This window comes from Proteiniphilum sp. (genome assembly GCF_040307845.1).
Classification (GTDB): domain Bacteria; phylum Bacteroidota; class Bacteroidia; order Bacteroidales; family Dysgonomonadaceae; genus Proteiniphilum.
The window spans coordinates 1-12,465 of record NZ_JAWRIS010000031.1 but is presented as its reverse complement, the minus strand read 5'-3'; the positions used below and the strand labels follow the sequence as shown (position 1 = coordinate 12,465).

Sequence of the window (12,465 nt, the reverse complement as noted above, 5' to 3'; positions counted from 1 at the left end):
CAAACGGAAATACCAGCGGCACCGAGGTATCTAGGAGACAAATCAAAACCAAATATCATTTTACTTAAAATTTTTACTGATTTTCAATGTTTTAGGTATATAAAAAATATCAAAAGGGTCAAATCCGTATGTTTTTTCAGGAATTCCGTGGTTTTTTGGAGAGAATCGGAGGGGTTTTAGAAATAAAAAAAGCCTCTAAAAATAGAGGCTCAAAAATTATTTGGAGATTACTTCTTCCAGTACTTTTTTTCTTGTTTCCGCCCTGGATAAATTTTGCTCCCAGGATTGCTTCTCTTCATCGGATTTGAATTTCTGCTTTTTGATATTGCTCTGGATCCGGCGGATGTTTTGTGTGACGTTGGTGATCTCGTTGATGAGCGCTCCGGGATCCGACCGTTTTAGTTCGTACAATTCCGAAAGCATGTCATCGTACTGTTTCCGCTGGATTACCAGGGGATGTTTGTACGCGAACACTTTGTGTTTACTGAATGCCTCCAGTTCTGCATGTGCTTGCCGGTTCCGGTTGTCAAGTTCCACCATTTCGAGCGACAGATCGGGGTTGTCATCCAGTAAAACGTCAATCTCCTGCATGCGATGGTAAGTACTTACACGTTCGTCATACAGGAGAATGCACAATTGTATGTCCGGATTGGCGTTATCCATCCAGTTTATTTCCGGGAACTCTTCTTTTTTGCTCCTTTTTTTTTAGGAAGGCTCTTCATCACAGCCGGTTTTGCCGGTTGTTTGGGTTTAGGAGCTGTTTCGGAAATTGCTTTCGGCTCCGGATCCTTTTCGCCGGAGGATGGGGCCGGATCTTTGTCCTTGGGTTCTTCAGACGGAATTTCGTCCACCTTTGTTTCCGAAACCTTGGGATGCTCATCGGGAATCGGATTTTCAACCGGTGTTTTGGACAATTTAATAGAGCCTTTTGTCAACGCTATGAGCGCACGGATTTCTTCCTCCGTTTTTCCTGTCAGGTGCGAAAACACATCCTCTTCTATGAGTTCCAGATCCATTTCAGCGGCGACAATCACTTTTACACCTTCGACCGTATCAATTACTTGGGGTTGCTTTTCAGAAGTGTCATCAATGCTTTCCAACCGGTTACTCAGGATTTCTTCGATTGAAGCAGCGTCGAGCAATTCAACCAGGATCATGCCGTGGATCTTTGACCGGTTGAACGAATTCAACCGCTTCAGTTCATCGTTGAGCCTGGAATTTGGACAATTCTTTTTGAACATATCCAGGTCTGCCTGGAAATACTCTTCCTTTTTGTTCTTGACAATAAAGTCGTTCTTTTTCGTGAATTCCATATCAACGCATTTATGGAGCAGGAGCTGCGTCCGGTTCAACTTCCAGGGGGCCGTCGTAAAAATAGAACGGCTCCGGGCATTCCTGCCCTTGGAGCTGCAGTCCAATACCTCCGATGCCTCCATCGAGCGTGCCGATATTGGTGTAGGAGAGTTTCAATCCGCTGGAACAGGGATTTCCACCAATAAATTTCTGGCCGTCGGCACAACGTTCCCAAATGACAACGACATCTTCCCCTGTATTGTCAAAAACCCACTGCAGGGATTTTTTTGATATCCCCTCTATGACAGGAGTAAGGGTAAGCACACCATTGAGCGGAGATTCACCGGGCGCGGCACTGGGATTGATGGAAGTTGGCGTTGAATCGAGGTAATTCCATTTTTTCCCTTCCTTCAGTACAGTTTCAGAAATGGTAGCATCCTCCGGTTTCGGCCAGTTTTCCACGTCAACATCGTTGAGCAGTGCAAGCCAGATGCGGTATTTGGGAGAATTCTGTTTCGAATTCTTATTCTGTTTGTCTAAGTTGAATAACATAATATTCTTTTTTAATGAGTTATGAAAAATAGGGATGCTACTCAATTCACATCCCTACCAGGCAAGAATGGATCAGACGGTGACTTTGCGTTCTAACTCCAGGAAGTTCCCGGAATGAACCACAACCTTCTTTTGTTTACCGTTGATAGTCTGAGTTTCCTCAGTCAGTTCAGCGTAAACCTTGATATAATCTCCCACAGCATTGGGTGACCAGGCTGCAGTGATCCCTGCAAATTTACCCGCCTTGGCGATGGTCGACTTGTTGGTCAGCGAGCCGCAAATGATCTTGTACACACGCTCCATGGAGGCGTTCTCAATATCGGTGATGGCAGTTGCAGCCGTATTTTCTCCGGTCTCGATCTCGAAACCATCCAGCCCGTTGATCACGGTGGCATCGGGATCCAAGGCGACCACCGGATAGTTGGTGAACAGCCATTGCATCCGCCGGCCGGATTTCTCCAGGTCTGCCAGGGTGTTGAACTGGACGCCCGGGGCCAATACGCCGGATCCTTCTTTCCACCATGATGCGAGGATCAGCTGTTCCAGATCCTGCTGGAAATAGAAACCGTACATCTCGTTAGGCCTATTCTCGTAGTTCTCCACGTTTCCGGGCTTCACGATCCACATCTTGTAATCGTTCATGGCCATATTGGGTACCCAAACGATATTGGCCGGGGAAAGATCGGCGATGTTCTCTTTTGTACCGGTGAAATCGGTGTCCTTGCCGTATTTCTCACGGAAACCTTTCAGGTACCAGGGTTTATGCTTTTCGTTCGCGTGAACGACATAGCCTTCCATGTTAGGCAGGATGGCCATCACGTATTCGTAGAATGTTTCCACGTAATCCACGATAGTCGACCGGTCATAGACCTTTAGGTCTTTGAACGGAAGCACTTTCCGTTCTTCTTCCACACGCTGGATGGCGCGCAATGCTCCATCAGCCGCCAGCATTGCCGGTTGCGGGAAGTCGCCCTGGCGGGGAACCTTCACACCTACCACCCGGCGACGTTGCTGTTCATTGAACAACAAAGTGCCGAAGTGCACGATACACCATTCAAAGAGTGTCCATTTCATTGGGTTGGAGCCTTCACGGTTCATATAACCGATGTATTCCTTTTCGAGCTGCTTGGGATCATCGAAGAAGAATTTGAACATCACGTCGTCCACATGATAGATCTCTCCATCAAAATTGACGGCACCCTTGAAGTGGTGGCCTGATTTGTAGCTTTGTGACAATTCCTCGAAGAACGCCGTGGGGGCGGTCATCTTATTCTGTACATTGGAAACCACCGGGAAGATACCGGCTACTGATTTCAAGGTACGCAGATAAGCGATGATGGTATCCATGCGGCGCACGATGTATTCACCCAGCTTGGTGTTCATCTTGGAGTAATCCAGATAGGATTCACCCCTGACCATCTTGCCGTAATCCAGCAGACCGATCTGGTTGGTGGTGGCCAGCTCATTGCACCTTGCCTTGAAGTCCTTGGCGAAGTTGTTGAACGCAGCACGGAAGGCGGTTGAGTCTTCATCGCGGTAATCATCTTTTCCCTTTCCGGAAACAACCAGGTCATTCCACCAGTTGCCGCGTTTGAAATAATCATTTTCAATTCCAAACACATGTGTGGGTGTGTGAGGGGCGTGCCCCATCACAATGGCCATTGTCTGGGGTGTCATGGCAAACCCCGCACCTGTGACAACTGCTGCAGGCCGGTCATTCTCCGGTTGCCTTCCCAGCGTGCGGATGGTTTCGGTGGCAGAATTAAGGGCGGAGATCAGTGAGCTGGTGGCTCCTTCCACACTATCGGGCACATTTACCGGTGCAGCTTCTCCGGTTGCTTCGGATGCCCCTTCGAGTGCGCCCAGTATCTGCGCGCGGATCTCCGGGCTGATGGATCCCTGGGGATCCGTTACGGCCGGAGGTGTTTCTTCCTCTTCCGGTTGCTCCAGGTCTTCCTGAAAATCAGTGCCGTACTTATTCTTGTATTCGGCCTTGAATTTGTTCCAGTCCTCATTTGTCATCGCAGTGCGTTTTTCCTTGGTAGAAAATCCAAGGATCGCAAGTACAGCGCTGATTCTTTGTAGAGCTGTTTTGTTAGCTGTTTTGTTCATCGTTCAAAAAATTAAATTATGGATAATATTTCTTTTCTCTTTGCCACAAGGGTTTCCAGTTCTTTTACTGTTTGTGACAGGGATTTTATTCCGTCGATCATTCCGAGTCCTTCCGCCTCGAATGCGTAATAGACTTTACCGGTGAGGGTCTCTTCACTAATTCCAGGGCGGTTGGATGTGACTGTATCGCGGTAATAGATGGCAAGCTTCGAGAGATCCTCTTTCATCTTACTGTCGTTGCCCTCGATGGCTTCACGTTCAGGCAGGTTCTTGTCTTTCGATTCATCGGGATACACTTCAACCACCCGGTAATAGGCATTATCCTTGTTAGGTACTATCATCCGGGCAAACACGCCAATACCGCCCACGCGGGCCATCCGGTTGATTGCGTATATTTTATCGAGGTATGAAAAAGCGATGTATCCGCAGGAGGCGCACATTCCGTCAATAAATCCATACGTGGGCTTAGTCTTGTTCAATAATACTTCCTGCAGTAAAAAGAGAGAGTCTGTGGATCCGCCCGGTGTGTCTCCCTTGATGATGACGGCCGATATCTTCTCAGACAGGTAAGCCATGCTGATGATGGCGGCGATATCGTCCACGCCGTAACTCCACCAGTAGCCATACTTCATCATGATTCCCGTCAACGGGATGATCGCGATGGATCCTTCCGTCCAGGAATCAAAGGGGTTTACCGGATTTCCGGCGTCATCTTTTTCGAGGTAGATGTCTCCACGGGTAGATAGTATGGTTTGTTCGATTGCTTCAGGAGTGAATGTTCCATCGATGATCGCGTTGGAAATATGATTCAGCATCTCATAACCTGATGAATGGATCATCAGGTTTGATGCCTGTATTTCCTGTAAAAACTGTTGTCTTAACATTATGCGTAATAAATTTACGCAATGTTATTCCTTATTTATTAGGGTGTAAAGGACTAAAAAGGGTTACGCCGGTGACTTGCATTTGAAAGCGTAGGTGTCAAAGATTGCGTCATCGGATATTTCCGTTATTACAGGGTATTCCTGAGAGCCCACATAAAAGGTGGTCATGTTTGTTTTCATCCGGAGTATTATGGGAAAACCACTGAATTGTTTCAGGATAGCATCCGTGTTGAAATCAGTCACAGCCGTAACGGATATCTCCTTCACGGGACCGGCATCCGCCTGGTTTATTTCGGAACGGTAAACCGGCTTTTCTTTCACGTTCAGTTTTTTCCAGTCATGACCGGTTTTCAGGATCACGTTATCGGGAACCATCAGCCGGATCTCCGATAAAAACACGAATTCGATGGAGTTACAAATAATTTTTGCCATATACAGAAATATTATATTGATAATCAATTATATAGTTTAATCGGTTAGTCGTTGACACTTTTCAGGAAAAACAGGTACACTTGCTCATTGAAATTTTCCATAAAAGTTAGTCATTTGCTTGCCATGGAATAGGGCCGTTTTTCACGTTCACGGACACGATTTCTCCAACGGTAGTAACTTTTTACCAGCGCATCTTCCGAGATGGAGGTGATCCCGTACTTTTTCATGAAAATATGCACCGAAATAACTATTCCGCTGCCATTCCGGTAACGCTCTATTTCCATGAATTCCCGGAAATCGGCCCACATCATCATCTGTATTTTCCGTTCAATCCTTTTTTGGGATCGAGTGCCCAGATAATTGTAATATTCCGGAGACTTGGAACCGTATCTCTCCGGCAAAACAATCTCCAGGTTCCCTTCGTCCACAAAACAGTTGACCGGCCGTTTCACCAGGAGATCCCAGATGAGCATGTATATGTCGGTATGGTCGGGGAAACGTACCGGGGAATTCTCATCGAAATTGTTATACCTTCCGATAATATACTCCTTCAAATGGGGTTTAATGTTAATTTTCGTCGTAATCATCATTTTATAATGTTAATTCAATTTTATAATATCTTGATATTTAAATATATAATCGTTTAAAATGTTAAAATGAAAAACGACTACCCTCGTTTTCATGTTTTTTGCACTCTGACCCTCTTTTTTCGTGACCTACAGACCTACAGACCTACAGACGGTCAGAAAATAGAGTCCAAATTTTGTGTAAGTTACTAATAATAAATTTAATAGGAAAATTTTCGACGTTAAAAAATCGTGTAGGTCTTGTAGGTCGCTCCGTAGTTTTGTAGGTCATGTTGTAGGTCGCTCCTTGGACGGCCTGTCGTAAATTTCCAGATCGAGAAGAAAAATCCCGGGCGATATCGCCGGCCGGAGGGAGAAAAAACGGTGAGGTGTCACCAGCTGGTGGAAGAAAGAACCCGGGTATATTGGGATGTTTCCGGCCCGCGGGTTGTAGGAATGGCGACCTACAGCGACCTACAAAAAGGAATGCCCCGACAACAGCGACCTACAGACCTACAGGGATATTATTATATTATATATTATTGATTATTATATAGTTATATATTACGTTCTTGAAAAGTTTAGCGGATTGTAGGTCTGTAGGTCTGTAGGTCCTGTTTGGGTGAAAACTTTTCGGAAAAATATTTACTGTAATACTCTTTTTTTAATTGGGGGGGGATGGGGGGGGATTTTGATGTTTTGATCCCTCTTTTTTTTGAATGCAAAGAAAAAGGTGTTCGCTTTGTTTGTTGTTCCCGGACGCTCGCGCTGCGCGCTTCGCTACCGGGGAACAACAAAGCCGCTCACGCCTTATATACGCCGCCGGGGGCGGCGGTTTTGTTTATAAGGAAGGGGGTGCGGGGGAACCGGGAGAGAAGGGAAGAAACGGGCGGAAAGGGAGAGGAACCCAAGCGGCCAGGGCGAAAAAAAGCCCCCGGGCACTGCTTGTGGCTGCCGGGGGCGGGGTTGAACCGAGAGAACGCGTGTGCCTTTTAACGGAGAAGGCTTTGAAACCGGTTTACTTTATATGTTTAGCTATTATTTAAAATTCAACTTCATTTTCTTCTATGGCGGCCTGCGCCTCCGGTGTGGGAACATCGCGCTGGTAATCTACATTCAGTAACTCCTGAAGGATGTCGTAATTCAGGACTACCGATGAGGTGACGGACTGTCTGTCCTGCAGGATACGCTTCATGGTATTGTCGGGGTCGACCAGTTCGCCGTCGGCGGTCTTGAATGGTGCCACCCGGGGTACTTCCACCACATCCTTCCATTGGTAGCGTGTGGACCGGGTACGGCCCACGTATGCCTCGTGACTCTGCAGGTAGGTCATGAGCGACTGCTTGGAGAGCGCTTCCTTGGGGAGTACTGTCTTCAGGTACTCGTGATGGATGTTCTCCACATTCAGATGTATCAGGCGCATGTCGGCCGGCTCGAGTATTTTCTGGAATGTTTCCCTGCCTTGCTTCTGCAGGGTGATCTTTCCGGGCTGCTCGATCTTGAAATCGCGGCCTTCCTTGACCGCACCTTTGTCGACAAGGTAGTTGATGGCGGAGAAGAATCCGTGCAGGCGGTTGCTGGTGGAGATACTTTCAACTTGTTTAAGTACCTTTTCGGCGGCGATCCCGAAGAAATCCTCGTAGGTGAACGGGAGTTCGAGGGTCGTGTCGGTCTCGATGATCCGGCATACGGCCAGGAACATGGAGGATGTGTTGAGGATACGGCTGAGGCCGTCGGTATTGGTGGTAGATACCTGTACTATGTTCTTCAGTTCCCGGTATACCTCGCGTTGCACACGGGTGTATTTTTCCCGGAATATGCCACGCAGCTTTAGCAGCTCGAGCAGGATATCGTGCAGTCCTTCTTTTTCCATATCTTTCAGTCGTTTAAAAATGATGTCTTCGTGTTCGGTGCGGTCGTCCTTCTTGGGGACATCGCAGATGATACAGCGGTTGGAGAGTGAATTGTCGTCTCGCTGCGGGCTTTCCTGTCCCAGGATGATGAGGGGTGCGTTCACCTCTGAGCTGTCGATCTCCTTGGAACTGGCATCCTTCCGCTTCTGCTTGCCTTCACCGGCATAGACGGCGGACTTGAGGCCCTGGAACTTCACATCGTCGATCTGCTGGTCGTTATATTCCTCGAGCATGATGGGGACGTTCCGGTATTTCTCCATGAGGGTGAAGAGGGCCGCCGCGGTACCGGAGTTAAGGTCGAACACCGGCGCCTCCCGGGGCATGAAGAGCGACCGGATGGAGTAGGCGATCTCCGACTTGCCCGATCCGGTGGGACCGATGAAAAATAATGCTGTGAAAATACGGTCTACGGCAAAGATGTCGCTCCGGAACATGCACATGAAGGCGTAGAGGATGGCCCACTTTCCGTTGTGGTTGTACTTGTAAACTTCGTCCATGAGTGAAGCCCACTCCTTGAAGGTGGTTTTCTGTTTCTGTGGCCGGTACATCATAAAGCGATCTAAGTAGTATTTGTCGGTATCGCGGCGCTCGTTGGCGTAGATCTTGGAGAAGGCCGGAATGTAATAATTCAACTCGTTGTGGGTGACGATGCCCAGCTCGTCGATATGATCGACCATGTACTTGCCGGCTACTTCGTGAAAGATGGCGTTGGAGAAGGCAAAGAACCCTTCGTCGTAATAGCCGTACATGCGCAGCTCGGTGCATTTGCGGAACTTTCCTTCCCACGATTCCACGATGGAGTTGAGGGCATCCTGGTTGCCGTTGGAGAAGTTGATGTCGCCTTCCTCCCACAGGCGCTGGCGGAACGACTGGTAAGTGATCATGTCGCGCGATATCCACTCCATATAGAGCGGGTAGGGGATGCGTCGCTGTGTGAGTTCCACGATGCGTTTGTTCTCGTCGGAATTCTTGGACTGGATGTGCAGCAGGGGTTCTATGAAGAAGTTTCCGACCCGCTCGAACGCCCGTTTGCGGTGGAACATGTATGCCACCCGGCGTTTGTCCCTGTCCAGGAGCGGGAAGAATCCGAACTGCCGGTACATGCGGGATAGTTCTTCGTCTTCATCCACATATCCCGGTACCGATGAGTAGCTTTGCATCATGTATCCGGAGTCGTCGTCTTCCACGTCGTTGCGGAACTTCATATCGGACTGGCGCACGTCGATGAACTGTTTCACCACATCTTCAAGCCCCGCCTTGGTGATACCCAGGTCGGCGGCGTAGTCCTTCATCTTCAGGGTGCGGGTGGTGGCGGGGGCGTAGGATATCAACTCGGCGCACCGCTCGACGGCTATTTGTTGGATGTATTCCGTTTCGTTCCTGAATCCGGAATAGAGCTGCATGTAATACTCGATGAAGCCGTACCGCTCCTCCTTTTCCACTTTCTTGCGGCTGCCGTCGATCTCCTCGAAGCGATACCGGAAGATGGACATGATGACGGTAAAGCCGGATTTTACTAAGTGCTTGAGGAGTTCCAACCCTTCAGGTTCGTCGAGGTCAGCGTTGACGGAAAATGTATCCCGGCACCGGATGACATACGCCACGGAGCGGAGTTCCTGGATATCGTTGTTGCCGGGATCGCCGGCGATGAAGACGGTGGGGGCGGATCCCCAGTCCTCGGCGTAGATATCCCGGTCGAAAGTGATGGTGAGTTCTTTCTTTCCCTGGCCGATGAATTCACGGGCATCGTCGAGACCGACAATGGTGCTGCCGGGATCCGGGTCCCGGTCGGTGTTGTCTTCTTTGGGTTTACGGGCGACCTTGGCGGATATCTCTTTCCGGACAAGGTTCCGGAGGAGATCGGGATCGGAATTGAAACGGGTGGCCAGGTTATTGATGAAGTTTTCCCGCTGCAACTGGTTGGGTATGCAGGCCATGGACTTGGCGAGGAGTTCGGTGACCCGTGTTTTCTCGATGGGGTCGTTCAGTTCATTTTCATGCAGCTGGCAGACGAAGGAGATGAAATCGACCTCGTTTTTCTTGAGCCATTTCTTGAGCTTGGCACCTCCCACTTTAAGGGCGAAGGAGTCGGGATCTTCACCCTCCGGAAGCAATGCGGCCCGCACGTTGAGACCGGCGGCCAGAAGGATATCGATGTTCCGGATGGAGGCTTTCATGCCGGCAGCATCGCCGTCGTATATGACGGTGACATTCTGGGTGAACTTCCGGAGCGTCTTTGCCTGGGCGGGGGTAAAGGCGGTGCCGGATCCGCAGACGGTATTGGGCAGTCCCGCCGCGACCAGCGACAAAACATCGAATTGCCCTTCCACCAGGTAGCACTTGTCCTGACCCGCGATATGCTGGCGTGCCTGGTACAAACCGAACAGGATATTTCCCTTGGAGAAAAGTTCCGTGTCGGGGCTGTTCAGGTATTTTATCTGCGACTCCTTCTCGATGCTCCGGCCGGTGAAGCCGATGATCTTGCCGGATAGCGAGTAAAACGGGAAAGTGATGCGGTTGATGAACCGGTCATATACCTTGCCGGGTTCCTTTTCGTTGACAAGTCCGGCGGCCACCAGCACCTCCTTTGAATATCCTTTTTTCTGCCCTTCAAGAAATAGGTGGTTGAGTGATGGCTGGGTTCTCGCGAAGCCGGCACCATAGCGTTGGAGAATTTCTTCCGGAATCTTCCGGTCGGCCAGGTATTCGGCGGCTCCCTTGTCTTTTATTTGTGCCCGGAATTGCTCCTGGGCGAACTCGAGCGCGATGAAAAGGGATTCCCGGTGCTTGAGGGCTTCCTTTTCTTTCTCGTTCATCTCTTTCTGAGGCACGGTGATCTGGTAGCGGTCGCCCAGAAGCTTGATTGCTTCAGGGAAGGATATCCCTTCATGTTCCTGGATGAAATTGACCACGTTGCCGCCTTTGCCGCAGCCGAAACATTTCCAGATGTTTTTTGCCGGACTGACCACCATGCTGGGGGTGTCCTCGTCGTGGAACGGGCATACACATTTGTAGTTCGCGCCCGTGCGGTGCAAGGTGACATAATTTGATAATACATCAACGATATCGGCCGTGTGCAGGATCCGATCGATTACTTCTTGTGGAATCATTTAGCTATTTTTTTATGGGGGGGGGTAAAAAGATTCAATTGACGAGATTCAAATGCCACTTCAGCGTCTATCTTGAAGTGATCTCGAATGTCAATATATTCTTTCTCCGTGATTTGTGCTTCACCTTTGTACAACGCCCAAAAACGCATCTGTGTCATCCCTACTTCACGGTAGAATTCGCGTGTCGGGGTGAAATACTCGGGTTTCCCAAATTTTAACTCGAGTAGACGGATCAGGATATTGTTCTTTACCGTTCGCCTTACAGGTAAGCGTTGCCTGTGTACAAACAATTTGATGGCCATTCCTGAGCGACCGATTTCCCGGCCGATATCGTCGAAATTCTTTTTTCCGAGTTGGCTCAGGACGAATTCTTTTTCCTGCAGGGTCCATCTTTCCCTGGGCGGGGTATCTTTTTCTGTATGATTCATAATCGTCTAATTATGGTGAACGTATCATTGAAATGTGTGGGTGTTTGCTGGTCTATTATATAGCTGCAGGCAATTTTTATGAACATCTCCCGGTTCTCTTCTGAGACCTTTTTAGTGATATCGAACGTCTCTCCCGGCTTCATATTGAACAGGCGCCCATAGACGGAAAAAGCGTAATCGTAGAATTTCCGTTCTCCCATTTTCTCCTTAAAGGAATCTAATTGGGAGAGATCTGTGAGGCGGTAGTGGGAGAGGTCCATAGCATCAATATATCGAATTAATTATTCCAAGCGCTTTATTGAAATCGGCATCAAAATATTCCATTGAATGTCATTCTTTTCAATATCCATCCCGGCATAACCCCTCGCATCCGCAGGGTTTACCCGTTTTATAGCAAGTGTTCTGATCATATGTGATCATATAGTTGATTATATTCAAAGAGGCACTTATTCCATCATAGAGTCTATACATCAGCTCCGGTTCTTGTTTGATGGGTTGGTAGACATAGACTCTCTTGTCGGCTCCTTTCATCCAACCGGCTTCGGAGTGAGCCGACCGACCGCTGGGAAGGACCAACACACAAACATCCGCCCATTTCATGCCATCAAAATCGGAGTTGAACCCATGGGATGCTATCGGGTGTTTGAGGGCATCTATATATTCATTCACACTCCATTCCTCCCAATTTTCGTCTATATCTGCCCACGCAAAACCTCCTTTTCCGTGCGGGGGATTTTTGAAATCATATACCTCATGCGTATGATCCGTGAGAAAGCTGACGACATCCTCCTGATATTTGTTTTTCCAACTGCTTGCTACATATATTTTTGCCATATTATTGATATTTAATAAAATAATCCTTGTTGTACATCGTAATTATATACCAGCACTTCCGTGCGCTTCTGTGTTTTTTTGTCCGGATTGAACCGGCCCAGATTGGTGATCCGAAGTGATACATCAACCTCTTTATAATTCCAACCATTTTTATCAATGTGATCTTTGAGTGTATCACTCCAGTAATTGGATAGAATGAATTTCCCTTTGATGGCGCCCAGAGAAGAGAGCAACTCTTCCAAATCTTCGAGAGAGAAGCCTCTGTAATGTCCTTGGTACGCTCCTGGATAGGGTGGGTCGAGATAAAAGAAAGTACCCCCCCCCCCCATTGTGTCCCGGTC

13 protein-coding genes and 2 pseudogenes are annotated in these 12,465 nt (G+C 48.5%); 2 read left to right on the top strand and 13 right to left on the bottom strand.

The window, feature by feature from the left end:
* Positions 1 to 216 precede the first annotated feature (216 nt).
* The 7 genes from ABV001_RS07715 to ABV001_RS07685 form a co-directional block, all read right to left on the bottom strand.
* A complete protein-coding gene (locus ABV001_RS07715; protein ID WP_352422253.1) occupies positions 217 to 663 on the bottom strand; it encodes a hypothetical protein in 447 nt (148 codons plus the stop codon).
* 5 nt (positions 664 to 668) lie between these two features.
* Positions 669 to 1,313 (bottom strand): hypothetical protein, encoded by a 645-nt coding sequence (locus ABV001_RS07710; RefSeq protein WP_352422252.1) that lies wholly within the window; start codon positions 1,311 to 1,313, stop codon positions 669 to 671.
* Between the two features lie 10 nt (positions 1,314 to 1,323).
* Entirely contained in the window at positions 1,324 to 1,845 is a 522-nt protein-coding gene (locus tag ABV001_RS07705; protein ID WP_352422251.1) for a hypothetical protein, read from the bottom strand.
* A 72-nt stretch (positions 1,846 to 1,917) separates the two neighbouring features.
* The gene (locus ABV001_RS07700; RefSeq protein ID WP_352422250.1) at positions 1,918 to 3,957 is read right to left on the bottom strand and encodes a hypothetical protein; all 2,040 of its coding nucleotides are present in this window, start codon (positions 3,955 to 3,957) and stop codon (positions 1,918 to 1,920) included.
* 11 nt (positions 3,958 to 3,968) lie between these two features.
* Positions 3,969 to 4,841 carry a S49 family peptidase gene (locus ABV001_RS07695; protein ID WP_352422249.1) on the bottom strand — a complete coding sequence of 291 codons (873 nt, stop codon included), beginning with the start codon at positions 4,839 to 4,841 and terminating at the stop codon, positions 3,969 to 3,971.
* 63 nt (positions 4,842 to 4,904) lie between these two features.
* Positions 4,905 to 5,273, bottom strand: a complete 369-nt coding sequence (locus ABV001_RS07690; RefSeq protein ID WP_352422248.1) for a hypothetical protein — start codon at positions 5,271 to 5,273, stop codon at positions 4,905 to 4,907.
* Positions 5,274 to 5,383: 110 nt separating this feature from the next.
* On the bottom strand, positions 5,384 to 5,863 hold the full coding sequence (locus ABV001_RS07685; protein WP_352422247.1) for a hypothetical protein: 480 nt from the start codon (positions 5,861 to 5,863) through the stop codon (positions 5,384 to 5,386).
* 695 nt (positions 5,864 to 6,558) lie between these two features.
* Between ABV001_RS07685 and ABV001_RS07680 the strand changes: the two genes are divergently transcribed.
* Positions 6,559 to 6,885: a hypothetical protein gene (locus tag ABV001_RS07680; protein ID WP_352422246.1), complete on the top strand. Its 327-nt coding sequence runs from the start codon at positions 6,559 to 6,561 to the stop codon at positions 6,883 to 6,885.
* Here ABV001_RS07680 and ABV001_RS07675 read toward each other — a convergent pair.
* Positions 6,882 to 8,912 (bottom strand): hypothetical protein, encoded by a 2,031-nt coding sequence (locus tag ABV001_RS07675; RefSeq protein ID WP_352422294.1) that lies wholly within the window; start codon positions 8,910 to 8,912, stop codon positions 6,882 to 6,884. The genes ABV001_RS07680 and ABV001_RS07675 overlap by 4 nt on opposite strands.
* Between ABV001_RS07675 and ABV001_RS07670 the strand changes: the two genes are divergently transcribed.
* Positions 8,907 to 9,272, top strand: coding sequence for a hypothetical protein (locus ABV001_RS07670; protein WP_352422293.1), 366 nt, complete (start codon positions 8,907 to 8,909; stop codon positions 9,270 to 9,272). The two genes, ABV001_RS07675 and ABV001_RS07670, sit on opposite strands and share 6 nt — an antisense overlap.
* 417 nt (positions 9,273 to 9,689) lie before the next feature.
* Here ABV001_RS07670 and dnaG read toward each other — a convergent pair.
* The 5 genes and pseudogenes from dnaG to ABV001_RS07645 form a co-directional block, all read right to left on the bottom strand.
* Positions 9,690 to 10,862: pseudogene (gene dnaG / locus ABV001_RS07665) on the bottom strand (DNA primase); the annotation flags it as partial.
* Positions 10,859 to 11,290, bottom strand: a complete 432-nt coding sequence (locus ABV001_RS07660) for an XRE family transcriptional regulator (protein ID WP_352422245.1) — start codon at positions 11,288 to 11,290, stop codon at positions 10,859 to 10,861. The pseudogene dnaG and the gene ABV001_RS07660, both read right to left, overlap by 4 nt.
* Entirely contained in the window at positions 11,287 to 11,550 is a 264-nt protein-coding gene (locus ABV001_RS07655) for a hypothetical protein (RefSeq protein WP_352422244.1), read from the bottom strand. Before ABV001_RS07655 ends, ABV001_RS07660 begins: the two co-directional genes overlap by 4 nt.
* 79 nt (positions 11,551 to 11,629) lie before the next feature.
* Entirely contained in the window at positions 11,630 to 12,124 is a 495-nt protein-coding gene (locus ABV001_RS07650) for a hypothetical protein (RefSeq protein ID WP_352422243.1), read from the bottom strand.
* Positions 12,125 to 12,135: 11 nt separating this feature from the next.
* Positions 12,136 to 12,465: pseudogene (locus ABV001_RS07645) on the bottom strand (DNA adenine methylase); the annotation flags it as partial.

Coding starts and splice junctions, on each gene's coding strand:
- ABV001_RS07715 (WP_352422253.1), bottom strand. CDS start 663: ATGGATAACGCCAATCCGGACATACAATTGTGCATTCTCCTGTATGAC.
- ABV001_RS07710 (WP_352422252.1), bottom strand. CDS start 1,313: ATGGAATTCACGAAAAAGAACGACTTTATTGTCAAGAACAAAAAGGAA.
- ABV001_RS07705 (WP_352422251.1), bottom strand. CDS start 1,845: ATGTTATTCAACTTAGACAAACAGAATAAGAATTCGAAACAGAATTCT.
- ABV001_RS07700 (WP_352422250.1), bottom strand. CDS start 3,957: ATGAACAAAACAGCTAACAAAACAGCTCTACAAAGAATCAGCGCTGTA.
- ABV001_RS07695 (WP_352422249.1), bottom strand. CDS start 4,841: ATGTTAAGACAACAGTTTTTACAGGAAATACAGGCATCAAACCTGATG.
- ABV001_RS07690 (WP_352422248.1), bottom strand. CDS start 5,273: ATGGCAAAAATTATTTGTAACTCCATCGAATTCGTGTTTTTATCGGAG.
- ABV001_RS07685 (WP_352422247.1), bottom strand. CDS start 5,863: ATGATGATTACGACGAAAATTAACATTAAACCCCATTTGAAGGAGTAT.
- ABV001_RS07680 (WP_352422246.1), top strand. CDS start 6,559: ATGCAAAGAAAAAGGTGTTCGCTTTGTTTGTTGTTCCCGGACGCTCGC.
- ABV001_RS07675 (WP_352422294.1), bottom strand. CDS start 8,912: ATGCAAAGCTACTCATCGGTACCGGGATATGTGGATGAAGACGAAGAA.
- ABV001_RS07660 (WP_352422245.1), bottom strand. CDS start 11,290: ATGAATCATACAGAAAAAGATACCCCGCCCAGGGAAAGATGGACCCTG.
- ABV001_RS07655 (WP_352422244.1), bottom strand. CDS start 11,550: ATGGACCTCTCCCACTACCGCCTCACAGATCTCTCCCAATTAGATTCC.
- ABV001_RS07650 (WP_352422243.1), bottom strand. CDS start 12,124: ATGGCAAAAATATATGTAGCAAGCAGTTGGAAAAACAAATATCAGGAG.